At 41.0% G+C, this 24,808-nt stretch carries 28 protein-coding genes and 1 tRNA gene; 17 read left to right on the forward strand and 12 right to left on the reverse strand.

What is annotated here, in order from left to right; all coding sequences use genetic code 11:
- The first annotated feature begins 8 nt into the window (after positions 1 to 8).
- Together thsB and NAQ_RS08765 are read left to right on the forward strand one after the other, a co-directional pair.
- The gene (thsB, locus tag NAQ_RS08760) at positions 9 to 1,604 is read left to right on the forward strand and encodes a thermosome subunit beta (RefSeq protein ID WP_100183160.1); all 1,596 of its coding nucleotides are present in this window, start codon (positions 9 to 11) and stop codon (positions 1,602 to 1,604) included.
- A 32-nt stretch (positions 1,605 to 1,636) separates the two neighbouring features.
- Positions 1,637 to 2,494, forward strand: coding sequence for an ROK family protein (locus tag NAQ_RS08765; protein ID WP_100183161.1), 858 nt, complete (start codon positions 1,637 to 1,639; stop codon positions 2,492 to 2,494).
- On the opposite strand, the gene NAQ_RS08770 is transcribed toward NAQ_RS08765, so the two are convergent.
- The 6 genes from NAQ_RS08770 to NAQ_RS08795 form a co-directional block, all read right to left on the reverse strand.
- Positions 2,491 to 2,868 (reverse strand): hypothetical protein, encoded by a 378-nt coding sequence (locus NAQ_RS08770; protein WP_100183162.1) that lies wholly within the window; start codon positions 2,866 to 2,868, stop codon positions 2,491 to 2,493. The two genes, NAQ_RS08765 and NAQ_RS08770, sit on opposite strands and share 4 nt — an antisense overlap.
- Positions 2,869 to 2,903: 35 nt before the next feature.
- Positions 2,904 to 3,332 carry a hypothetical protein gene (locus NAQ_RS08775; RefSeq protein ID WP_162858727.1) on the reverse strand — a complete coding sequence of 143 codons (429 nt, stop codon included), beginning with the start codon at positions 3,330 to 3,332 and terminating at the stop codon, positions 2,904 to 2,906.
- Between the two features lie 111 nt (positions 3,333 to 3,443).
- The gene (locus NAQ_RS08780) at positions 3,444 to 4,337 is read right to left on the reverse strand and encodes a hypothetical protein (protein ID WP_100183164.1); all 894 of its coding nucleotides are present in this window, start codon (positions 4,335 to 4,337) and stop codon (positions 3,444 to 3,446) included.
- Positions 4,338 to 4,380: 43 nt separating this feature from the next.
- A complete protein-coding gene (gene guaA, locus NAQ_RS08785; RefSeq protein ID WP_100183165.1) occupies positions 4,381 to 5,904 on the reverse strand; it encodes a glutamine-hydrolyzing GMP synthase in 1,524 nt (507 codons plus the stop codon).
- 4 nt (positions 5,905 to 5,908) lie between these two features.
- Positions 5,909 to 6,451: a hypothetical protein gene (locus NAQ_RS08790; protein ID WP_100183166.1), complete on the reverse strand. Its 543-nt coding sequence runs from the start codon at positions 6,449 to 6,451 to the stop codon at positions 5,909 to 5,911.
- A gap of 36 nt (positions 6,452 to 6,487) precedes the next feature.
- Complete coding sequence (locus tag NAQ_RS08795) at positions 6,488 to 7,240, reverse strand: 6-hydroxymethylpterin diphosphokinase MptE-like protein (protein ID WP_245871604.1); 753 nt, start codon at positions 7,238 to 7,240, stop codon at positions 6,488 to 6,490.
- A 17-nt stretch (positions 7,241 to 7,257) separates the two neighbouring features.
- Here NAQ_RS08795 and folP point away from each other — a divergent pair, with 17 nt between their 5' ends.
- From folP to NAQ_RS08810, 3 genes are read left to right on the forward strand one after another with little or no spacing between them, the layout of a single operon-like run.
- Positions 7,258 to 8,112 (forward strand): dihydropteroate synthase, encoded by an 855-nt coding sequence (folP, locus tag NAQ_RS08800; RefSeq protein ID WP_100183167.1) that lies wholly within the window; start codon positions 7,258 to 7,260, stop codon positions 8,110 to 8,112.
- Between the two features lie 26 nt (positions 8,113 to 8,138).
- Positions 8,139 to 9,569, forward strand: coding sequence for an IMP dehydrogenase (guaB, locus tag NAQ_RS08805; RefSeq protein WP_100183168.1), 1,431 nt, complete (start codon positions 8,139 to 8,141; stop codon positions 9,567 to 9,569).
- A gap of 32 nt (positions 9,570 to 9,601) precedes the next feature.
- Positions 9,602 to 10,066 (forward strand): hypothetical protein, encoded by a 465-nt coding sequence (locus NAQ_RS08810; RefSeq protein ID WP_100183169.1) that lies wholly within the window; start codon positions 9,602 to 9,604, stop codon positions 10,064 to 10,066.
- Here NAQ_RS08810 and pheA read toward each other — a convergent pair.
- From pheA to dph2, 4 genes are all read right to left on the reverse strand, one after another.
- The gene (gene pheA, locus NAQ_RS08815) at positions 10,063 to 10,869 is read right to left on the reverse strand and encodes a prephenate dehydratase (protein ID WP_100183170.1); all 807 of its coding nucleotides are present in this window, start codon (positions 10,867 to 10,869) and stop codon (positions 10,063 to 10,065) included. The genes NAQ_RS08810 and pheA overlap by 4 nt on opposite strands.
- A gap of 1 nt (position 10,870) precedes the next feature.
- On the reverse strand, positions 10,871 to 11,416 hold the full coding sequence (locus tag NAQ_RS08820) for an exosome complex RNA-binding protein Csl4 (RefSeq protein WP_100183171.1): 546 nt from the start codon (positions 11,414 to 11,416) through the stop codon (positions 10,871 to 10,873).
- 38 nt (positions 11,417 to 11,454) lie between these two features.
- Entirely contained in the window at positions 11,455 to 11,823 is a 369-nt protein-coding gene (locus NAQ_RS08825; protein WP_100183172.1) for a hypothetical protein, read from the reverse strand.
- A gap of 102 nt (positions 11,824 to 11,925) precedes the next feature.
- Positions 11,926 to 12,921: a diphthamide biosynthesis enzyme Dph2 gene (gene dph2, locus NAQ_RS08830; protein WP_100183173.1), complete on the reverse strand. Its 996-nt coding sequence runs from the start codon at positions 12,919 to 12,921 to the stop codon at positions 11,926 to 11,928.
- Positions 12,922 to 13,001: 80 nt separating this feature from the next.
- Here dph2 and NAQ_RS08835 point away from each other — a divergent pair, with 80 nt between their 5' ends.
- Positions 13,002 to 14,324: a TiaS agmantine-binding domain-containing protein gene (locus NAQ_RS08835; protein ID WP_420887481.1), complete on the forward strand. Its 1,323-nt coding sequence runs from the start codon at positions 13,002 to 13,004 to the stop codon at positions 14,322 to 14,324.
- Between the two features lie 4 nt (positions 14,325 to 14,328).
- Here NAQ_RS08835 and NAQ_RS10230 read toward each other — a convergent pair.
- Positions 14,329 to 14,438, reverse strand: a tRNA-Met gene (locus NAQ_RS10230).
- 80 nt (positions 14,439 to 14,518) lie between these two features.
- Between NAQ_RS10230 and NAQ_RS08840 the strand changes: the two genes are divergently transcribed.
- The 11 genes from NAQ_RS08840 to hisI are packed head-to-tail and all read left to right on the forward strand — an operon-like array spanning position 14,519 to position 24,207.
- Positions 14,519 to 15,610 (forward strand): PQQ-dependent sugar dehydrogenase, encoded by a 1,092-nt coding sequence (locus tag NAQ_RS08840; RefSeq protein ID WP_100183546.1) that lies wholly within the window; start codon positions 14,519 to 14,521, stop codon positions 15,608 to 15,610.
- Position 15,611: 1 nt separating this feature from the next.
- The gene (locus tag NAQ_RS08845; protein WP_100183174.1) at positions 15,612 to 16,850 is read left to right on the forward strand and encodes a hydroxymethylglutaryl-CoA reductase, degradative; all 1,239 of its coding nucleotides are present in this window, start codon (positions 15,612 to 15,614) and stop codon (positions 16,848 to 16,850) included.
- Between the two features lie 37 nt (positions 16,851 to 16,887).
- On the forward strand, positions 16,888 to 17,865 hold the full coding sequence (gene hisG / locus NAQ_RS08850; RefSeq protein WP_100183175.1) for an ATP phosphoribosyltransferase: 978 nt from the start codon (positions 16,888 to 16,890) through the stop codon (positions 17,863 to 17,865).
- On the forward strand, positions 17,865 to 19,121 hold the full coding sequence (hisD, locus tag NAQ_RS08855) for a histidinol dehydrogenase (RefSeq protein WP_100183176.1): 1,257 nt from the start codon (positions 17,865 to 17,867) through the stop codon (positions 19,119 to 19,121). Before hisG ends, hisD begins: the two co-directional genes overlap by 1 nt.
- The gene (gene hisC / locus NAQ_RS08860) at positions 19,118 to 20,188 is read left to right on the forward strand and encodes a histidinol-phosphate transaminase (protein ID WP_100183177.1); all 1,071 of its coding nucleotides are present in this window, start codon (positions 19,118 to 19,120) and stop codon (positions 20,186 to 20,188) included. The genes hisD and hisC overlap by 4 nt, the downstream gene beginning before the upstream one ends.
- Positions 20,185 to 21,156 carry an HAD family hydrolase gene (locus NAQ_RS08865; protein WP_100183178.1) on the forward strand — a complete coding sequence of 324 codons (972 nt, stop codon included), beginning with the start codon at positions 20,185 to 20,187 and terminating at the stop codon, positions 21,154 to 21,156. The genes hisC and NAQ_RS08865 overlap by 4 nt, the downstream gene beginning before the upstream one ends.
- Before the next feature lie 11 nt (positions 21,157 to 21,167).
- Positions 21,168 to 21,752 (forward strand): imidazoleglycerol-phosphate dehydratase HisB, encoded by a 585-nt coding sequence (hisB, locus tag NAQ_RS08870; RefSeq protein ID WP_100183179.1) that lies wholly within the window; start codon positions 21,168 to 21,170, stop codon positions 21,750 to 21,752.
- Entirely contained in the window at positions 21,749 to 22,357 is a 609-nt protein-coding gene (gene hisH / locus NAQ_RS08875) for an imidazole glycerol phosphate synthase subunit HisH (RefSeq protein ID WP_100183180.1), read from the forward strand. The genes hisB and hisH overlap by 4 nt, the downstream gene beginning before the upstream one ends.
- On the forward strand, positions 22,354 to 23,058 hold the full coding sequence (gene hisA / locus NAQ_RS08880; RefSeq protein WP_100183547.1) for a 1-(5-phosphoribosyl)-5-[(5-phosphoribosylamino)methylideneamino]imidazole-4-carboxamide isomerase: 705 nt from the start codon (positions 22,354 to 22,356) through the stop codon (positions 23,056 to 23,058). Before hisH ends, hisA begins: the two co-directional genes overlap by 4 nt.
- Positions 23,055 to 23,858 carry an imidazole glycerol phosphate synthase subunit HisF gene (gene hisF / locus NAQ_RS08885; protein ID WP_100183181.1) on the forward strand — a complete coding sequence of 268 codons (804 nt, stop codon included), beginning with the start codon at positions 23,055 to 23,057 and terminating at the stop codon, positions 23,856 to 23,858. The genes hisA and hisF overlap by 4 nt, the downstream gene beginning before the upstream one ends.
- Before the next feature lie 22 nt (positions 23,859 to 23,880).
- Positions 23,881 to 24,207, forward strand: coding sequence for a phosphoribosyl-AMP cyclohydrolase (hisI, locus tag NAQ_RS08890; protein ID WP_100183182.1), 327 nt, complete (start codon positions 23,881 to 23,883; stop codon positions 24,205 to 24,207).
- Here hisI and NAQ_RS10235 read toward each other — a convergent pair.
- The gene (locus NAQ_RS10235; RefSeq protein WP_100183183.1) at positions 24,204 to 24,674 is read right to left on the reverse strand and encodes a hypothetical protein; all 471 of its coding nucleotides are present in this window, start codon (positions 24,672 to 24,674) and stop codon (positions 24,204 to 24,206) included. The two genes, hisI and NAQ_RS10235, sit on opposite strands and share 4 nt — an antisense overlap.
- Positions 24,675 to 24,808 lie beyond the last annotated feature (134 nt).

Genomic DNA, 24,808 nt, shown 5'->3' on the forward strand with positions numbered 1-24,808 from the left:
CATCTAGCATGGCTTCAATTCAGCAAACACCACAAGGACCTGTTCTGGTTCTAAAGGAAAGTGCCCTCCAGCAAAAAGGCAGGGACGCACAGAAAAACAACATCATGGCGGCCAAACTAGTAGCCGATCTGGTCCGAACAAGCCTTGGTCCAAGGGGCCTAGACAAAATGCTTGTTGACTCTATTGGAGATGTCACTATAACAAACGACGGTGCAACTATTCTCAAGGAAATCGACGTCCAGCACCCCGCAGCAAAAATGATGGTAGAAATCTCAAAAACCATAGACAATGAGGTAGGAGACGGCACAACATCATCAGTCGTATTTGCAGGCGCATTACTTGAAAAAGCAGAAGAGCTGCTTGCAAAAGATGTCCACTCTTCAGTTATAATAGAAGGATATCAAGCGGCACAAGAAAAAGTCATGGAATTGTTGTCGCAAATTGCAAAGAAAATCGAGCCAACAGACGAGGAATCATTATTCAAAATAGCAACAACTAGCATGCAATCAAAATTAATCTCTGAAGATTCAGGTGTTTTAGCAAAACTAGTAGTCGACGCAGTGTTACGTGTAGCCGAAAAGAAAGGCGACACATACGTAGTCGACCTTGACAACATCAAAGTAGAGAAAAAGGCAGGCAGCTCCATCCAAGCAACAGAGCTAGTCAAGGGCATAGTACTGGACAAAGAAGTAGTCCACAGCGGAATGCCGACCAAAATAGAAAAGGCAAAAATCGCCCTACTGAACGCGGCACTCGAAGTAGAAAAAACAGAGATGAGCGCAGAAATTAGAATCACCGACCCAACTCAGATGCAAATGTTCCTAGAAGAAGAAAACAGGATGCTCAAGTCAATGGTCGACAAGCTGCAAAGAATTGGGGCAAATGTTTTGATCTGCCAAAAAGGAATTGACGATATCGCACAGCATTATTTGGCAAAATACGGAATCTTATCCGTAAGACGCGTCAAAGAATCTGACATGACAAAATTAGCAAAGGCTTCTGGCGGCAGAATCACCACAAATCTGGATGACATGACAGACAAGGACCTAGGACATGCAGACCTAGTGCACCAAAAAAAGGTGGAATCCGACAAGTGGGTATTCATCGAAGGATGCAAGAATCCAAAATCCGTAACCCTTCTAGTCAGAGGAGGCTCACAGCGAGTAGTAGACGAGGTTGACCGCTCTTTACATGATGCCCTGATGGTAGTAAAGGACGTAATCGAAAAGCCAGCAATTGTTGCAGGCGGAGGAGCCCCGGAAGCATACTTGGCATCCCAGCTAAAGGAGTGGTCTGATAACTTTGAAGGCAGGGAGCAACTAGCAATTAGAAAATATGCCGAGGCACTAGAAGTAATTCCATTAACAATAGCGGAAAACGCAGGAATGGACCCAATTGACACCATGGCAAACCTGCGAGCAAGGCAAAGCAACGGCAGAAAGTGGGCTGGAATCAACGCCAAAGAAGGAAAAATCGACGACATGCTGTCACTCAATATCGTCGAACCAGTAGCGGTAAAAGAGCAGATCTCAAAATCCGCAACAGAGGCCGCCTGCATGATTTTGCGAATCGACGACGTAATCGCAGTATCTGGCAAAAAATAAACCCTAAAACATTATTCATATCATAGATTTTTGTGCACAAAATAGGCATTGATCTGGGCGGAACAAAAATCGAAGCAGTCTGCCTTGACGAATCCCTAAATGTAATACAGAAAAAGCGAATCCCCACAAACCAGCAAAATGGCTATTCCAGTATTGTAAATTCGATTGTTTCTCTGGTATGTGATATTACAAAAAACATTGATGATTATTCTATAGGAATTTGTACTCCCGGAACAATCTCAAAAAAGACAGGCCTCATCAAAAATAGCAACACACAATGCCTGATTGGAATGCCACTAAAAGAAGATCTGGAAAAATCACTGCACCAAAAAATAACAATGGAAAACGATGCAAACTGTTTTGCCATGGCGGAAGCGAAAATGGGCGCAGCTGTAGGATATGGTCTAGTATTTGGCGTAATAATGGGCACTGGAGTAGGGGGAGGAATAGTAATTGACGGCAAAATCCACCGCGGCAGAACAAACATTGCAGGCGAATGGGGCCATCACACGTTACACCAAAACGGAAATCTGTGCTATTGCGGCAGGCACGGATGCGTGGAGACATACATCAGCGGACCGGCACTGGAAAAGAGATGGACAGAGCTTACCGGCAAAACAGAATCTCTGCCTGCAATAATTAAGAATTCAGAATCTACACAATGGAAGCAGGAATTTTTGGATAATTTTGGTACTAGCCTAGCAAATGTGATTGACATTTTGGATCCTGATGTTATAGTATTGGGTGGAGGATTATCCAATATTGATTTTCTATACACACAAGGAAAGCAAGCAGTATACAATAATGTGTTCAGTGACTTAATCGACACACCAATTATACCAAACAAGCTAGGCGATTCTGCTGGCGTGTTTGGTGCGGCGCTTCTTTAGAAATTCTCGTACGCATAATATGCTATCTTTTTTGCCTCATCCAGCAGTCTTGCGCCAATCTGTGCCATGTCGTTTGGCGCAGAGTATTCTCTTTCTAGGAATTGGCCAAGTTCGGGATCGTTTCTGAGTTTTTTGTATTCTTTTTCATACCAGATAAGAAAGTTGATTGCATCAATATTGCCTGATTTTTTTGCCACCGTTTTGAATTTTTCAAGGCCAATTCTGTCTATTTTGAGGCCGAACTTGACATTGTATTCGTCTAGCAAATGCAAGAAGATATCATGAATTATCCCTACAAAACTGTCAAATTTTTCAGTCGATTCTAGATTTGCAAGAATTTTTTTTGCTTCGGATATTTTTTGCGCCGTACTCATCGATATGGATCTTTTTTTGATTCTTGAATATCTATTTATTTTAATTTCAGTAATTCTCTGTCTATTTTGGCCTTTTCTAGTGCTTTTTGTGCATCCTCAAAGCTTTGTTTTTTTGTCGCATTCTTGGAATCCAGCTTGTATGCTCGCTTCGCATCATCAAATTTTGTCTTTGCAGTTTCTATTGCTGCCTTTGCATCATCTAGTGCTTTTTTCTTAGCTGCATTGGAAGAATCGACAGCAGCTTTACCTTTTGGTACGACAGTTTTAGCAGCAACTGCCTTTGCATCAAGTGCTTTTTTCTGATCTTCTAGCTTTTTCTGTTTTTTCTCTTTGGCTTCTTTTGCAAGTTGCTCCTCTCGTTCTTTGGCCTTTTTTCTTGCCTCACTATCGCCTGCATAAACAGGAATGATCTGGGTAAATAGCATCACACCTGCAAGTACTGCAAATATCATCAATTTATTCATCTAATACCTTCTCCATGTCGAAGCAATTTCTACTCGATAATATTTTACAAAATATTTTCTATATGCATCTGTTTTTTCGTTTTAAACAGTCTAATCGTGGTATGTGGCATTCTAAAGTTTCTTTATTATTTCAAGAAATTTCATGCTTTTGTGGATGATGTTTTCCGGATAACAGTTGAGCATCCAACCGTTATTGATTTTATAAAATTGCATGTTTTTACAGTCTGTGTCGTATTCCAGATTGCTATTGTCAAATTTCCAATCAAAACCATTGCTGATTCTTTTTTCTGGATAACTGTGCCCGCGTACTAATGTAATTGTGTTTTTTGCATAATCTGGTTTTACTTCTGCATACAGGGCGTTTGGATAAAGATAGATCACATTAGGATGCGATGTGATTGCGTCAAATTCTTTCTTTGTAACATATTCGTTGTGCAATATTATGACTTTGTTGTATTTGCTAAGAATTGAAGGATTTTTGTCCACATCAATGTCTGTTACAAATGAATAGCCAAGCAATTTCAGAACTTGGACCGCGTTTGGATTTGCCTGTGGCAAGAAATTATTTTGTATTTTTATGGTCAAGCATTTTTCATTACATTCTCCTCTATAGTACGTGTAAAATCCAGGCTCACTGTATGCAGAATCTGTAAACGTAGGATATATCACGACTGTTTTTTTGTCAGATTTTATCTTGTCATAGTTTTTTGCCGAGTCGATCTTAAAAATTGCCTTGTTCCAAATTTTTTTGCCGTTTACAACCTGATAGTCGTTTACTTTGATCCATGTTTCAAAGGCTGATGTGGAGTTAATTTTTTTCCATTCTTTTTCTACCTTGAAATGTTTTGAGATTTTTGCCTCAAACTCTTTGTTGGATGTTTTAAATGTGTCCTTTGTCTCTAATTTTGGCTTTTTACTGAGATTTTCTTTTGATGTTTCTGAATGTGCCTGCTGAACTAGTATGATAGATACTAAAATAAACAAAATTATGAAAAATGATTTCACATGGTATCCAATTTTTCTTGTTTTAAAAAAATTACTACAAATTTTACTGCGGCTCTATTGTTGCAGGCGGCTTGCTTGATATCACATATGAGACCCAGGTTACTTCGTCGATCTCATTTGTTATGCGATTGCTGATCTTTGCCAATATTTCATGCGGCAGTCTGGTCCAGTCCGCAGTCATTGCGTCAATTGACTCTACCACCCGGATCATCACAATGTTTCCATACTTTCGCTCATCTCCTACCACACCTACTGCCTTGTCGTCTCCTACTGCTGCATATGCCTGCCAAACCTTGTCGTACCATCCAGATATCTCCAATTCCTCTTCCACAATTTTGCTTGCAAGCTTGCAAATGTGTAGTTTCTTTTCCGTTATCTCTCCGATTATTCGAACTGCAAGGCCTGGTCCTGGGAATGGATGTCGCATAAGTAGTTTTTTCGGTACGCCCAAAATTGCGGCAACCTTTCTGACCTCATCCTTGTATAGTTCTCGTAGTGGCTCTAGAACCTCAAGCTTGAGCCAGTCTGGCAAACCACCAACATTGTGATGGGTCTTGATCACAGCTGCAGGGCCCTTTGAGACTCCACTTTCTATTACATCAGGGTATAAAGTTCCCTGCGCAAGCCATCTGAATGGGCCGTTTTTTTCTGCAAATTCGGTAAAAATTCTAACAAATTCTTCACCTACTATCTTTCTTTTTTTCTCTGGATCGGTTACTCCTTGTAGCCCATCAACAAATCTCTTTTTTGCATTAATTGGGGTAAAATTGACTGCAAAGTTGTCCTTGAACATTTTTTCTATTTCATGTTCTTCGTCTAGTCGCAACAATCCATTGTCGACAAATACGCACTTGAGTCTGTTTCCAATTGCTTTATGAATTAGTAGTGCAGCAACCGTAGAGTCGATTCCACCGCTTACTCCACACAAGACATTTCCGTCTATTTTTGAGATCTCACTTACAGTTTTTTCTATGAATCCTTCCATGGTCCATTCCTGCTTTGCCTTGCAGATGTTTAGAACAAAATTCTTGAGAATCTTGACACCGTTCTCAGTGTGCACTACTTCAGGATGGAACTGTATTCCATAGATTGACTGGCTTTCGTTTGCAATCGCGGCTGCATGCGATCGTTCCGTGTGGCCGATTATCTTGAAATTGTCTGGTATTTTTTCTGCCTCATCACCATGGCTCATCCATGCCCGAAGCGAGTCTCCAACCCCTCCTAAAAGGCTGGCGTTGTTGTCTATTGTTAGGGTGGAATGTCCGTATTCTTTATTGGAACGCTTTACTTTGCCGCCAAAATTATCTACTATTAGCTGGTGACCATAGCAAATCCCAAGCAAAGGCAGACTCATATCAAAAATTTTGGAATCAGGGCGAGGCGAGTCCTTGTTGTAAACGCTTGATGGTCCGCCAGAGAAGATTACTCCCTTTGGATTCATTGCCTTTAGTTTTTCAATTGGAATGTCAAATGGAACAAGTTCAGCATAAACTGAAAATTCTCGTATTCTTCGGCAAATTAGGTGGCTGTACTGAGAACCAAAGTCCAGAACTACTATTTTGTCCATTTTATCACTTGGAGTTTTCTATCATCTTTGAGAGCGACCACGCAGCCGTGTTTAGGATTTCATTTATGCGCTCTTTTTGACGATAGTTCTTGATTATTATTTCTCGCAGTGATGTTCCGTCCTTGTTTACAAGGCAGTCTATCATGGAATCCTGCGTTATGATTCCTTTTTCCATGTCGGCAATGTCTTTTTTCTTCATCTCGCCTATGATTCTCTCAAGGAAAAACGATTTGAATGGATGCATGTCTTCTTTGAGATTTAGCGTATTGTCTAAAACAATTAGAACTTGATCAGGGCTGATGTGCGCATTTCCAATCAGGGAGCCGTCGGTGTTTTTCTTTAGAGGCACAGAATAGTCTTCTTTTTGGACTTGACTTGTTTCTTTTAGTGATGATGCCTTGGTAAAGCTTTGTTGTTTTAGTAAGGAATTGACTAATGCGAGATTCTTCTCAAGCATTTCGATTTCTTCTTTGTGTTTTTGTATTTCAGATGTCAGCTTTTCCTTGACTTCTAGTACGTCTTTGATCTGATCCTCTGAAAACTGCATATTTGCTCTGTGGTAATCTCGGTATTAAAACGCATTCTAGCTAGAAACGTTATGTTCTAGCTGTTGGTATGTTAATTTCTCAAAACCACGGATTGGCTTTGAGAGGGTAAAAAGATCGGATTTTGTTTTTGGCGCAAGCCATTCAAGCAGCATTTTTCCATGGTATAGTTTTTTCTGCTTGATTTTCCTTTCTGATTTTTTTGTGCGAGAATACGTGCCTATTTTTGGCCCAAAATCCATGCCAAATAGAAATATTTTTGATGCGTCAAACTTGCTTGCCAAAAACACGGCTCTGTCTCCATCGGTAAAGCCACCAAAATTTTCAATCTTGCCTACTTTTTTTGTCTGTGTTGTCCCAATGCAGTTTTTGAAATTTCTTGCAAATTCCAATTTTGAAATGTTGCCTCCATGTGCATGAACAACTATGATGCTAGTCTTGCTGAGTTTTCTTATCAAGTCCAAGTCTCCGTCCAGATCAGTTGCTATGATTTGGGGCCTGATTCCGTTTCTGACTAGGGCATCCAGCGCAGTGTCTGCACAAATCTTGACTGTATTTTTGTATTTTTTCAAAATTGGCAGTGCCGAGCCGAGCGAGGGGCCAGAGCCAATGACAAAGACTGTCTTGCCCGATATTGTTTTTTTTAGCTTTTGAAAAGAATATTGTCTTGATATGATTGAATTTAACATGGATGCGGCCTTTAGATCATTTTGTTTCTGATAGCCAAATTCTCGCGCTATTTGGTTGTATTTTGTGCCCCATCCGCGGATCATCAACTCTAAAATGAGCATACTTTATCATAAATGATGTGAACAAGCTAGGTCCAATACCAGTTGGCGGGCAAAACCCCGTTCGAATAATGGGAATACTAAACACCAGTCCTGAATCATTTTACAGAAAATCAATCAAGCATGGGAGAGCGATTCGGGAAACCGTCAAGCAAATGGAAAATGATGGCGCTGATTTTGTCGATGTTGGAGGAATGTCTACTGCGCCATATCTCTCAACACTGGTATCAGAAAAAGAGGAAACAAAACGAATACTGGATGCGATAAAACACATCCAAAATGCATCAAATCTCCCAATCTCAATTGATACGTGCAGATCTTCTGTGGCAAATATTGCACTGGAGCATGGTGCAGACATCATAAACGACATTTCCGGCCTAAAATACGACAAAAACATGATATCTGTAATAGAGAAACACCGCCCATCACTTGTCTTGTGTGCATATGGACAGTCTTCAATTAAAGACCCAATAGCACAAGTCAGGCATTTGCTAAAGCAGAGCATTACCATTGCAAACAACATCTCCAAAAACAATATTGTAATAGATCCCGCAATCGGTTTTTTCAGAAAGACGGGCAAAAACCCATTTTTTTCAAAAATAAAAACAGACTGGGCAACCAGAGATCTGAATGTTTTGCAGAATCTGTCTTCTCTTAATCTGGGCTTGCCTGTTTTGGTCTCTGTTTCAAACAAGTCATTTATTGGCAAAATTCTCAACAAAGATCCGCAAGACCGATTACACGGATCTGTTGCTGCAGAGGCAATCTCAGTTCTCAATGGATCTGACATAATACGTACCCACAATGTATCGCAAACAAAGGACGCAATTTTGGTGGCGCAAAAATTATCAAAACAAATCAGGAAAGGCTTATAACATAATCAAAATCTTCTGTAGAAGGTTTGGAAATTAAAGAAGGATTAACTTTTGATGATGTTCTTCTTGTGCCAAAATATTCAAACATCACGACCAGATCGCAAACAGATCTGAGAACAAAGTTATCCAAGAACATCTCACTTAACATTCCTCTAATTAGCGCAAACATGGATACCGTAACAGAGTCTGCCATGGCAATTGCTATGGCAAGAGAGGGAGGAATTGGAATAATCCACCGATTCCTAACCGTTGAAGAAGAAGTAGAAGAAGTGCTCAAGGTAAAGCGATCTGCAAGCGTAATGATAGAAAACCCATACACAATATCTCCTGATCAATCGACCAGAGATGCTATCTCTTACATGCAGGAAAAAGGAGTTTCTGGATTACTGGTGGTAAAAGACTCTAAACTGGCAGGGATTTTGACGCACAGGGATGTAATGTTCGAGTCGGAATCAAACAAGCTAGTCCGAGATATCATGACAAAGGATGTCATTACAGCAAAACCCGGAATTAATCTAGTTGAGGCAAAGGAAATCCTGCGTCAGCACAGAATAGAAAAACTTCCTCTAGTCGATGATTCAGGCCAAGTCAGAGGTCTGGTCACAAGCAAGGACATAACTCACAATGAAAACTATCCAAATGCGTCCAAGGACAAAAAGGGCAGGCCGCTTGTCGGCGCAGCAGTAGGCGTCAAAGGCGACTTTATGGAGCGAACCGAGGCATTACTGGAAGCAGATGCCGATGTTATTGTAGTAGATATTGCACACGGCCACAGCGAAAACGCAATTACCACGATCAAAAATATCAAAAAGGCATTTCCAAACTGCGAGCTAATCGCAGGAAATGTAGCTACTGCACATGGCGCAGAAGATTTGATAAAGGCAGGAGTCGATGCAGTAAAGGTTGGCGTCGGCTCTGGCTCTATTTGCATTACTCGTGTGATTACCGGTTCTGGCGTTCCGCAGCTAACTGCAGTGTATGACTGCGCTCAGGTCGGCAAAAAATATGACATTCCAATAATTTCCGACGGTGGCACTAGGACCTCAGGCGATCTCACAAAAGCACTTGCAGCCGGCGCATCAACTGTGATGGTTGGAAGCCTCTTTGGCGGAACCGACGAAAGTCCTGGTTCTTTTGTAATGAAAAATGGCAAGCGCTACAAGATCTATAGGGGCATGGCATCATTTTATGCAGCACTTGGAAGAAAATCAAAGGAAACAGGAAATGTAGCAATCAATGATGACCTCAATGATTATGTGGCAGAGGGAGTAGAGGCAATGGTTCCATACAAGGGCACAGTGACTGACATCATAAAGCAGCTAAGTGGTGGCGTGCGTTCTGGCCTGAGTTATTGCGGAGCACACACCATACCGCAAATGCAGCAAAATGCAGAATTTATCAAAATGTCGCGAGCAGGATTTGCCGAAAGCCAACCACATGACGTGGATTTGATGTAAGTTTTTTATTGTGTAGTATTGGATAACAGTTCGTGCTCAATAAATTCACAATAGCAGGAATTGGAATTGGCGCTGTAATCATTGCAATTGGTGCCTATGCACTAGTTACCTCACTAGGGCTCCAAACCGTCACACTAGATGACAAGGTAGATGTGACTAAATCAGTGTCGTACCAATTTCTAGCACCAAAGAGCTCACACCAGAATTTCAAGGTAATTGGTGAAAAATTTCATGTGAAATTAGAGACACCGGGTAGTGGAATCCAAAAGGATGAGGATTTCAAAAATGAAATCACGTTTGATTGGTATGTCCTACAGGAAGGCACAAACACAATCAAAATAACAAATGTCGGCCAAACCGAGCTTCAAGTCACTGGAACATTCCAAAAGAACACTGATCCGCTGTTATTCACATATCACTTTATGGTGATTACTGCAGGAATTGTGATAATCGGCTTTAGTGCTGCATTTAGCGTCAGAAAACCAAAAGGATTCTAGGGCAGTTTTGCCTTTTTGTAAGAGCCTAATATTTTGAGGAATATGCACTGTTTGTTTATTTTCTGTAGCAGCTCTGTTATTTTCTGGTCATTTTGGTTTCCATCGAAATCCACGTAAAAGTTGTATTCCCAAGGGGTGCTCTTGTTGGGCCTTGACTCTATCTTTGTTAGGTTGATCTTGTAGTCATTGAATTCCTTTAGTATGTTAAAGAGTGCCCCAGCTTCGTGCTTTACTGAAAATATTATTGATGTCTTGTCGCCGTCTTGGACTTTGGTTTTGGATAATACCAAGAATCTAGTATAGTTGTTTGTATTGTCTTCGATTCCTTCTAGTATTGTGGGCACGCCGTGTATGTCGGATGCACGCTTACTTGCAATGCACGCGATATTTTTTTTGTCTAGTTCTTTTATTATCTTGACACTTCCCGCAGTGTCATATGCTGGAATTGGAGTAAGCCTGTATTTTTGAATGAATTTTCTGCACTGTCCCAATGCCTGAGGATGCGAATAAACCGTGTCGATGTTTTCCAGCCTGTCAAATCCTATTAGACAGTGCCTTACCCTGTAGTAAATCTCTCCCACCACTGACAAATTGGTTGACAGCAGCAAGTCATAGCTCTCACCTACGCTTCCTTCAAGTGAATTTTCTACCGGCAGAACGGAATATTGGGTCTTTTCGTTTTCAGTTGATTCTATTGTTTCTGCAAATGTGTGACATGGAATGGTTTCAGAGTCTGCAAAAAACGTCACGGCCGCATCCTCGCTATAAGCACCTCGTTCTCCCTGGAACGATATCTTTGGCATTTTATTCTCGTAACTTTACAAAGTCTGCCTTTTCATAGTTGGTAGATATCTTTCGATCTTCCATGTATCCACAATTGGGGCACTTTACTCTGTCTCGAAGCGGCACAACATTGCCTGCACAAACATTACATTTTGTAAACAATACTCCTAGTTCTGGCTCGTCAATTGTGGCATGAATTGCGCCGTTGAGATGTGTCTCTACCTTTAGTGCTACCACATCGTTCATTCTTGCAATGATTCTTTTTCTGTCCGGGTTTTGGCAAATGCATTCAACGCCAGACGAGTTTGGTTTACCATTAAGATAACGAATCGCAACTGCAATCATTGATGGAAGCATCATGGCTACTGTACCAATGACAATGTCGCCTTTTTTTGGAATGGATAGCTGCTTGCCGTTTCTTACCTGGACTAGTCTTGCCTTTTTGTCCAAATCAACCATTCCTGCAGATGAAGCTCGTATTGTCTCCCCATCATCAAATGTGTTGGGTCCACCTTCTATTTCCTCAATTAATCCCAGCTTGTCGCCAGGCATAACAAAATCCGTCATGACTATCTTCTTTATAGTTGGCTAATAATTCTTTATGGCTAGATTTCAGACTCGCAGACTTGGATGTCTTTTAGGATGTCTCTGCCGTCATCGTCTACTATGGATGGTGCGACAAGGCAGATCTTGCCGTTCTTTCTTTTGCAGTACAATTCTGATTCGTTGTTGTCCTTGTCGCGTGCCCAAAAGGAATGTGTTTGTGAGAAATTGGGGCTCTGGCCGCTTTTTTCGTAGATCTCCTCGGCCGTCCAGACTTGGTCCCGCACAACAGAACTTGTTCCAAGCTTCATTCCCTTTATTGCAACGATGTCGCCTTCCTCATCCTTTATGATGCAGCTTACGTGAATCCTAGCCTTTGGATATCGAATAAAGTTCTTTTTTGCATGTGAGAAGTTGTTTTTTCGTGCCATTTACATCAATTATAGAAAACGAAAATGTTTGCTCTCAAGTTACTTCCTTGTCGAAAAAAACTTTCGAGTTCTTCAATATTAACATTATTGTTGGTATAATGATCAAAGCCAGTGCGGAATCTGCAAATAATCATCAATGTTTTCATGTCGCAGTATTTTGAGCAACGCGTTTGCTTGGGGAGTTGACAAAACAGGCTTGTCAAACTGATTGTCAGTTGAAATTCTGGGGCATGCAACTTGGATGAAAGCATCTATTCCCTTTAGGTTGCGCAGTCTTTCGTTTGTAATGTCAGTTAGGGCAAAGAGCTGCACAACCTTTCCTTCTTTTTCTAGCTCGCGCTTGAATTTTAGTGCAAAGGTTTTGGAAATCTGGCCTTCCTTTAGCCCTACAATGATTCCAAATGTTGTGGCTTCAGCTGCCTTGTATATTGAAAGAGTTGCTTTTCTCTGCAACATTTGAGCAAATTCCGTAACATCTCTCACCTCATTGAAATATGGGTCCAAGACATATGTGGGCTTGTTTGTGGACAGCGCAAGACCCGATGCATGAAAATTGCTTTGACCCATGAACACGTTTGCATCTACTTGATCTCTTACTTCCATTGCCGGATAAAACTCGCAACCAAAGACCTGGCCATCGTTTAACTGGCCTTTCCCTTTTCCTATTCTGACTGTGACTCCATTGTTTTCAAGAATCGTCCTGACTGAATCTACCTGATTTAGGTGCTGACTGTCGGTTACCAGTGATATTGTTTTTCCTCTTAGCATTTCTGCACATTTTGCAGCCACGCCATCAAAAGAAACATCGTCAAAGGCGTCAATCATAAAGACATTTTTTTCAAGACTTGGCATGTTTATTGTGTGACCAATATTGAAAAGAATTTCTGCACCTAGGACCTTGGCGCCATTTGAATTCAGATCACATGTTCCCCATGTGGTGTCTGCCAATACATATGCAGGAATTCCAAATCGATTCATGATGTTTGTTGCAGTTTCCTGAACTCTTGGCAACATTCCGTCTGGACCGTTTAGCGCAACAGAAACCGGCTTGCGCTCTTCTATTATTTGAAAAATTGTCTTTTCGTCTATTACTATCATGGAATGGATAACAAACCTTTGATTTTAATTTAAACCAAACTATGGCAAATCACAAATGTTGGTTGTGATTCTGATTATCAGTGAAAAACACAACACTCAACATTGGATTTGATGACACAGACTCACCAAAAGGAATGTGCACAACTTATCTTGCATACAAGCTAGTCAATTCACTAAAGCAAGACAATGTAAAATTTCTGGACTATCCAAGACTAATCAGGTTCAATCCCAACATTCCGTGGAAAACCCGTGGCAACGGAGCAGTCTCACTCAAAGTAGAAACTAAAAACCCTGAAAAAGTAAAAAGCAAGGTAATCAAATTTGTAACAAAATTCTCTGATCTAAAAAATGGCGCAAACCCAGGAGTTGTATTTTATGAGAACAATTCCATTCCGCAAGAATTCACAGAACTGAGCAAAAAGGCACTATGGAGTCTAATTAGCAGAAGTCAGATAAAAAAATTCATCTCAAAGCATAATTTAGAATCATTTCACATTGGTAACGGCCAAGGACTGGTTGGTGCACTGGGTGCAATCGGTTACCAGTTTGACGACCATACATTTGAGCTTCTCAGCTATAGGAAAAAATCTCAATTTGGAAAAAAACGCAACATTGTACCATCAAGCGTCAAACAAATGCAGGAAAAAACATACCCCAAAACATTCAACAGCTTTGATACAAAAAAGGAGAAAATTATCTTTGCACCACATGGCCCGGATCCAGTTTTCTTTGGGATACGGGGAGAAGATGTTGATTCACTGTTTGATGCATCAAAGATGATTCAAACAAAAGAAAAGCCAGTAGGTCATCTCATTTTCAAATCAAATCAGGGGACAGGTGATCACCTCCAAAACGAGCTAGAAATTGATTCAATCAAACCCTATTCTTCCGGGGTTATAGTGGGAGTAGTCTGTGGCGAGCCGACAATTGAGCAGGGCGGACACATCAAGTTTGTCATATCAAAAAACGGTTCCGAGCTGACCTGTTTTGTGTACAAGCCAACCGGCATAACCAATGATGCGGCCCAATTAATCAAAGGTGATCAGATCCGAGTAGGGGGTGGAATACGAAGGTCGTCTGCAAAACATGGAAGAGTGCTCAACGTAGAGTTCTTTGAAGTATTAAAACTGCAAAAAAAGACAATACTGACAAATCCAACATGTTTCAAATGCAACAAAAAGATGAAGTCAAAGGGCCGCAATCAGGGATTTGAATGCAAAAGATGTGGCAAAAATGCAACAAAAAAAATAACTCTAGTGTTGCCAAGAAAGATCAAAAATCAACTATACATTCCACAATCCTCAGCACACAGACACCTGACCAGACCACGGCAACGAATCCATGTCACAAACAAGAATACGAAATTTGTAAATTCCTCAAAATGGATTTCAAATTATAATTAAGTACTAGCGGGGAGTAGATTTGAACTACTGATCTGCGGGTTTCACATCATGGATGATTATGAGCCCGCCGGGATGACTTTGTCCTGAAAGACAGTCTGACTTCCCCACCCCGCTGACTAAAATTGGGTCTAGCAGTGATATATACACTCTCATTTTTGCAAATAATTAATAGGATTTTCAAAACCTCATTTTCTGTGAACAAAAAACTGCGAATCGCAGGGATTCTGGCGGCACTTGCGGCATCTGCAATAATTCTGACATCCCCATCACAATCTCCACCGTTGCCTCCACCAACACCGTCTCAAGACCAGTCAATCAAGACGCTTGCAACAGACCTCAAAAAGCCATGGGCAATGGCATTTTCTGGTGATCGGATTTTTCTTACAGAAAAAGAAGGCGATATCAGAGTAATTCAGTCTGATGCGTTATTATCAGAACCGTTGGCCTCTATTCGAGCAGCCAAGATACATGGAGGAGGACTGCTTGGCATAACAACACATCCAGATTTTGAGAACAATCACTTTTTGTACATTTACTATACTTATTTGGAAAATGAACAGCTCTGGAACAAGGTTTTACGAATCACAGAATCTGACAACAAGATCAAAGATGTAACAACTATAATAGACAAAATTCCCGGCTCGCAATTTTACAATGGTGGAGTAATAAAGTTCGGCCCTGATGGAAAATTATATGTCGCAACAGGACTCTCAGAGGAATTCTCGCATGAATCCCAAAATCCTTCCTCGCTTGAAGGCAAAGTTCTCAGGCTAAACGATGACGGCACAATCCCTGATGATAACCCATTTGCCAATTCTCCAGTATTGTCGTTTGGCCACCGCGACATTCAGGGCATGACATGGGATCAGCAAGGCAACATGTTTGTAACAGAGCTGGGACCGACAAAAAGCGACGAAATCAACCTGATCAGGCCTGGCCACAATTATGGATGGCCAGAACAAGAATGCGGCGGAAACGAGAAATTCACTGACCCAATAATGTGCTATGATCCAAGCATAGAGCCTGGCGGAATCATATTTTACAGCGGAGACCAATTAGACTACAAAAACAAACTAATCATGGCCACACTGCGAGGCTCTAATCTTTATGCCATGAATTTTGAAGAAACTGGCATAGACTCACAAAAAAGCATATTGAGTGGGCTGGGTAGAATAAGAGATGTCATGCAAGGACCGGATGGCTATCTTTACGTTATTACCTCAAACACGGACGGAAAGGGATTTCCCGCCAAATCCGACGACAAATTATTGAGAATTCTGAAATAACTTGGCATCAAAATTTTTTGAAAAAAGCAGGAAAGAACGCATAGACGAGGTATCCAAATTTGCAAATCTTACTCCAGAAGAAAGACAAATTCTTGAAGGAGCAGGCGGAATTGGCTTTGATCAGGCAGACAAAATGGTGGAAAACGCAATTGGAACGTTCTCGTTTCCGCTTGGCATTGCAACAAACTTTGTCATAAACAACAAGGAATACCTTGTACCTATGGTGATCGAGGAGCCATCTGTAATAGCCGCTGCATCAAAGGCAGCTAAAATAGCAAAAATCCATGGCGGCTTTAGGATGCAAAATGAGGAATCTTACAGTATAGGCCAAATCCAAATAATCAATGTAAACATCAAGGAAGCAATACCAAAGATTTTGTCGCATACAAAAGAAATACTAGACTTGGCAAACACAAAAAGCAATACCCTGTCCAAAATGGGCAAGGGAGCAAAGCAAGTCTCTTGCAAGGAAATAACGACACCATCAGGCCCGATGCTAATAGTTGAACTATTGATCGATGTTGGCGATGCAATGGGCGCAAATGTAACAAATACAATGTGCGAAGGCGTAGCGCCACTAGTTGAGCAAATAACTGGCGGAAAAGCACTATTGCGAATCCTATCCAATTATTCCACAAGACGACTGGTCAGTGGTACTGCTACATTTGACAAAGAGGAACTTGGTGGTGAGCAAACAGTCGACAATATTATTCTGGCGTATCAGTTTGCAGACAATGACGAATACAGGGCAGTAACACACAACAAGGGAATAATGAATGGAATAATTGCAGCTGCGAATGCAACCGGCCAAGATACGCGTGCAATAGAGGCAGCCGCCCATGCCTATGCAGCAAAATCCGGTAAATATCGATCGCTTACACAATGGAACAAAGACAAGGATGGCAACTTGGTTGGCAAAATAGAACTGCCAATGTCAGTCGGTGTTGTGGGGGGAATAATCAACGTCCACCCAATGGCCAAAGTCTGCGCAAAAATCCTGCAAATCAAATCTGCAAGCGAGCTTGCATGCGTTATAGCGGCCGTGGGCCTTGCACAGAACTTTAGTGCAATTAGGGCGCTTGCCTCGGAAGGAATCCAAAAGGGGCACATGAAATTACACGCACGAAACATCGCGGCAGCTGCTGGCGCAACACCTGATCAAATTGATGCAATAGCGGCAAAAATGGTCCAAGAAGGCAAAATCTCAATTAATCGTGCCAGAGAACTGGTAGGCAGCTAAACACCAAAAATATAGAGCCTAACGTTCTGGTCTTGATATGGCCGGCGTAAAATTTGCTATTCCAAAGGGAAGCCTAGAGGAAGCTGTATTTGCCCTGATGGAAAAGTCCTGGACCAAGGTCTCTAGAAAAAGCCGCACCTACATAGTCAAACTAGACGATCCGCAAATCACAGTCAAAATGCTCAGGCCGCAGGAGATACCTACCTTTGTCTCAGACGGACTGTACGATGTAGGTATTACAGGAAAGGACTGGATTTCAGAGACCAAGTCTGATGTGGAAGCCCTTTTGGATTTAGAGATTGGCAAAATAAGACTAGTCATTGCAATTCCAGATAACTACAAGTTCAAATCAATTGATGAAATGATTGCATCATATGCAAAACAAAAAAAGATCCTACGAATATCCTCTGAATACCTGACTACTGCATCAAAGTACCTAAAGCAGCAAAAATCATACAAAAAATTCTACGGAAACAAGGACCCGCAAATTGTAACACCATGGATGCGCATTGGCAATAACAAAAATGTCCAAATTCACCTCTCATTTGGAGCAACCGAAGCAAAGCCTCCAGACGCAGTTGACGCAATAATGGATGTCACCGAGACAGGAACCACACTGGAGCAAAACCAGCTCAAAATCACAGAAACAGTGATGGAGTCAAGCGCTCACCTAATTGCAAACAAAAACGCACTGCAAGACAAGACAAAGCGAGAAAAGATCTATGACATTCTAACTGTGATGCGTGGCGCAGTACAGGGAAGAAAATACCTGCACATATATCTAAATGTGGAGGAAAAAAATCTCCCCAAGCTACTATCTAGTTTGCCATCGCTGAAAAGACCTACGGTTAGCCCCCTGAGCCAGAAGGGCTGGTATGGAATAAACACGGTTATCCCCAAATCTGAATTTCACAAAATGATTCCAAAGCTTCGCAAAATAGCTCAAGGATTGGTAGTGCACGAGCCGCGCCAAATATTGGAGCTTGAGGAGATAAAGCGTGATGAAGAGAATTGATGAAAATAATCTCAATTACAAAGGCTTTTTCCCTAGCACAAAAAGCTAGAAAAAATCAAAACATTCAGGCAGTCCAGGCAATAATACGCCAAGTGGAAAAAAGCGGGGACTCTGCACTTTTCAGATTTGAAAAAAAACTCAATGGTGTAAATCTCAAAAGTCTCTTGGTTTCAAAAAAAGAAATCACGAATGCGTACAAGCTAGTCACAAAAGACCAAATCGACGCAATAACTGAGGCAAAGAAAAGACTGACCAAAACTGAATCTGCACTAAAAAGAAAGCTAGGAAAAATAACCATAAAAACAGACGGCACAAAAATCACAAAATCCTTTGAACCTCTAGACAAAGTGGGCTGCTATGTTCCAGGCGGCTTGGCAAGATACCCAAGCTCGGCCATAATGTCAGTAGTTCCAGCAAAACTGGCAGGAGTCAAATCTATAATAGTTGTAACGCCACCAAACAAGCAAGGCAAAATAGATCCAATGGTTTTAGTTGCAGCAGATATTTGTGGCGCCAACATGATATTCAAAGTGGGCGGGGCACACGCAATTGCTGCTTTGGCATTTGGTACAAAATCAATATCAAAAGTGGATAAAATTGTAGGACCTGGAGGCGCATTTGTTACTACTGCAAAGCATCTTGTAGCTAATGCTGCTTCAATTGACATGCTTGCAGGCCCAACTGAGCTGGTAATACTTGCAGACGACTCTGCAGATCCCAAACTGGTTGCACTGGATCTTGTTTCCCAAGCAGAGCACAGCTCTGACACGAAATGTCAGCTAATAACAACGTCATCTATATTGGCAAATAAGGTAAACTCTGAAATTGCAACACTTGCATCTACTATATCGAGAAAAGAAATAATCCAATCAAGCTTGAAAGAAAACGGGTTTATTGCAATAGGGAAACTCTCTGACGCTATATTGCTTGCAAACAAGATTGCCCCAGAACACATACAAATCATGACAAAAAATCCACGTAAAGTAGCCCAGAAAATCAAGACTGCAGGCCTAGTACTGATTGGGAAGAACACCCCCTCTGCGGCAAGTGACTATCTGCTTGGAACAAACCACATCTTGCCTACTAACCAGTTTGGACGCTCCAGAGGCTCGCTATCGGTGCTTGACTTTCTTAAAATTCAAACTCGTATAGAATCATCAAAGCCTGATCTGCAAAAGATCAATAAGCATCTCAAAACCCTGACACAATCGGAGAATCTGCCAAACCACTATGGCGCAGTAAGGAAAAGAATATGACAAAAAAACAATTCACATCCAAAATAGATGAGCTTGCACAACTGCAAGGATATCAAAAACCTGAATATCATTCTGGGGTGCTAAAGCTGGACTCTAATGAGAATTTTGTAATCAATAAACAGCTGCAGCAAGACCTGATCAATGCGGCACAAAAGAATTCCGACGTACGCGAATATCCACTTGGAAGATCAGAACGATTGGTAGAATCTATTGCAAACTATGTGAATTTGCCAAAACAAATGGTCGGAATAGGAAACGGCTCCGATCAGATCTTGGACATCATTCTCTCAAATTTTGCATCAAAGAAAGCCAAGATTCTGACATCAAATCCAACCTTTGGCTTTTTTGAAGAAAGATGCAAGCTGTACCAGATTCCAACAATAAAGATCCCATTTGCCAAAGACATGACACTGGATATTGGGGATTTCATATCAAAATCAAAACAAGCAGACATTCTTTATCTGGATTCCCCAAACAACCCCACAGGATTCCAATTCAAAAAAGATGAAATCACAGAACTGGTCAAAAAGTTTGACGGACTTGCTATAATAGATGAGGCATACGGGGAATTTTCCGATTATTCCCTGGCAAGTCTAACAAAAAAGTTTGAAAATCTAATCGTGGTCAAGACGTTCTCAAAGACATTCGGCCTAGCAGGATTAAGGTTAGGCTATGTCTTGGCAGACAAAAAATTCATCGATGTCTTCTCTAGAGTGCTACAGTATCCATATCCACTAAACACGTTGGCCATCGAAGCTGGAATTCTGGCATTGCAAAAAATAAAACAAATCCAAGAAACAACACAAATTATCAAAGAAGAACGAGCAAGAATAATCAAAAAACTGCGAGAAACAGGAGCATTTGATGTGTTTGACTCAAAGGCAAATTTTGTCCTATTTGATGCCCGCGGAGCGGACAAGAGAATCTATACTGCATTGTTGGAACAGGGAATATCTATTCGTAAACTTGGCAAAATTGGAAAGCATGAAGGGTGTTTGCGCGTAACGGTTGGAACAAAAGACATGAATTCCAAGTTTTTGCTTGCAATACGTGATCTCCTAAAATGAAATATTACAAGAAAAGTGGGATCCTGATCAAAAAAGATTCCCTAAAAAATCTAATCCAAGTTGACACAATAATTTTTGATTGTGACGGAGTTTTAGTGGATGTTTCCAAATCATATGATCTGGCAATAAAACAGACCACTGCATTCGTACTCGACAAATTTGCAGGAATCAAATCTATTCCAATCTCATCCGAAATAATTAGTGGTTTTAAGGCAAGCGGCGGATTTAACGACGAAGTAGATGTCACATACGCATTAATTCTATCTCTTGTTGCGGCAAAGCGACTTGGTATTGATGCAAAAAAATTCATCAACAAAGTCATCGACAACGCAGACAGTACGGGAATTATATCTGTTGAAAAGTTTCTTGATACCGTGCCGGTTGACATTTCTGACATAAAAAAGAAATTACAATATCCGGGACCGCACTCTACAAATCCATTATATCGAATATTTGATCAAATGTTTTACGGAAAGGACCTATACAAGAAAATCTTTGGCAAAAAATCTCAATTCAAAAAAGGACTGATCGAAAATGATATTGTCCTTGTGACACAAAAACTGATGGATTCACTAGAGCCGAAATTTGCAAAAAAAATTGCCATAGTCACAGGACGAGGCAAAGAATCAACCAAATACTCACTGAACAAGTTATTTGGCAAATTTAACATAGATTCTTCATTTTTCCTAGAAGACCATCCAAGAACACTTGCAAAGCCAAATCCCAAATCTCTAATCATGTCGATAAATCGCCTAAAGTCAAAGCACTGCCTCTATGTCGGTGATTCCATGGAAGACCTGATCATGGCAAAAAAAGCAAGCAAGCTAGGAAAAAAAACCATATTCTGCGGAATCTATGGGACTGCCCAAAACCCAAATTCCAAAAAGAGATTCTTTGAAAAAAATAATGCCGACATCATAATACAATCAATAGACCTAATTCCAAAGGCATTAAATTTGGCGCACTAGGTTTTGTATTTGTGGCAAGAACAAGCAAAATCAAGCGTGAAACAAAGGAAACATCGATTCTAGTTCAAGTAAATATTGATGGTTCTGGAAAAACCTCAGTTAATACGGGAATTGATTTATTTGATCACCTGATTACATCGTTTGGCAAGCACTCTATGCTTGATCTTGCAGTAAAGGCAAAGTCAAATGACGGAATACTGCACCACCTCATCGAAGACACTGGCATTGCAATTGGTAGCGCAATAGACAAGGCACTAGGAAGCCGAACGGGCATTACAAGATTCAGCTATTCTTCTGTACCTATGGATGAATCACTTGCAGAAGCCTCAGTTGACCTAGTCAGACGACCATACGGCAAAATCAATCTCTCAATAAAACGATCACAGATAGAGGGAATGTCAAAAGAAGACATTGAGCACTTTTTCTCATCACTAGTCCAAAACCTGAACAGCTGCATCCACATCAGTGTAAAGTATGGAGAAAACGACCACCACAAAATAGAATCTGCAATCAAATCACTAGCGGTAGCACTGCGAACTGCATCAAGTCTGGACAAAAAACAGAAAGGAATCCCAAGCACAAAAGGTTCAATGTGATGAAGCTAGCCATATTTGATTACGGAGCAGGAAATATCTTTAGCCTCAAAGTTGCACTAGAAAAACAAAATGCTCAAGTGGATGTAATAACAAACTTTGACGCTGCAAACAATTATTCTGGTTTGATTCTGCCCGGTGTTGGTAATTTTGACCCAGCCATTCGAAGCATTCGCGATTACTCTAGCGTGTCGTTTCAGGAATATGTAAAAGACAAGATGCCGGTACTTGGAATCTGTCTTGGAATGGAAATGTTTTTTGAAAAAAGCGAGGAAGGAAAGGAAAAGGGCCTTGCCGCCATAGAAGGAGATGTGATATTACTTCCAAACAAGTTCAAGATCCCTCACATGGGATGGAACGGCCTGAGGATCAAAAAATCAAATCCTCTCTTGGATGGGATTCCTGATAATTCTTGGGTCTACTTTGTTCACTCGTATAGGGCAAAGCCAAAAAACGACGATGTTGTAGTTGCCGACTCTGACTATGGAATCGACGTTCCAGCAGTGATTAGCAAGGGCAATCTGTATGGGACACAATTCCATCCGGAAAAATCCGGCAAAATCGGCTCGCTTATGATAAAGAATTTTCTGCGAGAGTGCAAAAAGTGAAGATAATTCCTGCAATCGATATAATGGATGGCCAAGTGGTACGACTAGTACAGGGCAAACCCGAAAACAAAACTGTCTATAGCAACAATCCTGGAGAGATTGCAAAAAAATGGGAAAAACAAGGAGCGGACATGCTCCATATTGTGGATCTTGATGCCACGTTAAAACTAGGATCAAATCTAGAATTAATCCAAAGAATCGTCAAAGAAATATCAATACCTGTACAGATTGCAGGCGGTTTGAGGGATGAGAATGTTATATCCAGCACACTTGACTTTGCAGACAGAGTGGTCATTGGTACCCTTGCATTCAAAGATAGAGAACTGGTAAACAAACTAGGCAGCAAACTCGGACATAAGAATCTGGTAATATCTGCAGACCACAACAATGGTAATGTAGTAATAAATGGTTGGACACAAAAAACTAAAACCAATCTAGTTGACGCAGTTCAGGAATTTTCAAACAATGGATTTACGGAATTTCTAATCACAAATGTGTCCAGAGACGGAATGTTGCAAGGACCTGACCTTGAAAATCTTGCACTAGCATGCAAGCAAAACGTCAACGTGATTGCAAGCGGGGGAATATCAAAACCCTCTGATGTATCTGATGTCAAACAATGCAATGCATACGGCGTGATTTTGGGCAAGGCACTATACGAAGGCAAAATAACAATCGAGGAGGCAAAAAAACTAGCATGACCCTAACGAAGAGAATAATTCCGTGTCTTGATGTTGCAAATGGCAGGGTTGTAAAGGGCTTAAACTTTGAATCAATAAAAGATGCAGGAGACCCAGTACAGCTGGCGCAAAAATACAGCAACGAAGGAGCAGACGAGCTTGTATTTTTGGATATCACTGCATCCCAAGAACAAAGAGAAACAATTAGATCGCTTGTGTCAAAAGTAGCTCAAGTAATTGACATCCCATTTACGGTTGGCGGTGGGGTAAAGACACTTCAGCATGCTCGAGACATTTTGCTTTGCGGTGCAGACAAGGTGGCAATCAACACTGGCGCTGTAAAAAACCCGCAAATCCTCACAGAACTAATGGATCTATTTGGCAGACAGTGTGTTGTGGTAGCAATTGATGCCAAAAGAAACTACAACATTTCAAATGGAAAAAATATCTTCTCTGATGGTGCCAAGAACTTCTGGTTTGAGGTCTTTATCTATGGCGGCAAAAAAGAGACAGGCCTTGATGCAATCGAGTGGGCAAAGACAGCACAAAAACTAGGCGCAGGAGAAATTCTTCTTACCAGTATAGACAGAGACGGAACAAAGGATGGCTATGATTTGACACTCACAAAGGCAATAGTTGATGCTGTAAACATACCTGTTATTGCATCTGGAGGATGTGGAGAGCCGCGACACATGTTGGATGTTTTTAAAAACACTGATGTGGACGCAGCACTTGCGGCATCAATATTTCACTATGAGACACATTCTGTGGATAGAGTCAAGGAGTATCTCAAAGAAAACAACACTAATGTAAGATTATAAGGAAAAACCATACTCTAGAATCATGCAAAAAACCATTGATGATCTGGATTTTACAAAAGGTGACGGCCTAATCCCAGTCATAGTTCAGGATGCAAACACAAAGGAAGTGCTCACACTTGCCTATACCAACAAGGAATCTCTCTCATTGACACAAAAAACAGGTAATTCATGGTTTTGGAGTAGATCCAGAAACAAACTATGGATGAAGGGTGAAGAGTCTGGCAATGTGCAAAAGGTAAAAGAAATTCTAATTGACTGCGACTCTGATGCCGTTGTGTATTTGGTAGAGCCGACAGGGCCTGCGTGCCATACTGGGGAGCGCGTCTGTTTTCATAATAAGTTAGACTAGCAGACTCTCTGGAAATTTCCTTGTTCTTCTGGGATTGTATCGTTTAGTATTCTGAATCTTAATGGGTCATACTGCGTTCCCTGAAATACGACAGTCCAATCCCCTATTATGTCGTCTGTGCTGCAAATGTTGCGGGCCTTGGACACTGATGGCTTGAAATACTGATTAAAGCCTGACTTTTGTGCACCGTCAAACGGTATTACGATGTATTTTGTAGTTCCGTTTGGCAGTACAAATACTGCATTACCTACATCCATTGCTGTTAGTCCTTCTACTGCAAGAAAGATGTTTTCGCCTATTCTGTATTCGTGCTTGTTTACTGCAAATGGGCCTGATCTATGCCAATTTTTGAACTCACTTTCTTTTTTTGGAGTAGATACATCAATTGGGCCGACAAAAGATATTATTGCAATTATCGAAACGGCCAGCGCCGCGATCAATCCTAGCCCAATTAACTTTCCGTTCAACTTTTTCTTAGTCTGGAAAATCAGGTAAAAACCTTATGAACGATTTATACTGTGATTTTCCTACTTAAATTTTTAACCCAATAAATTAAGTATCACTAAACTTGATATTAGGACATTTTAACTAGACAATAAAC

It is taken from the genome of Candidatus Nitrosotenuis aquarius (assembly GCF_002787055.1).
Lineage (GTDB): Archaea > Thermoproteota > Nitrososphaeria > Nitrososphaerales > Nitrosopumilaceae > Nitrosotenuis > Nitrosotenuis aquarius.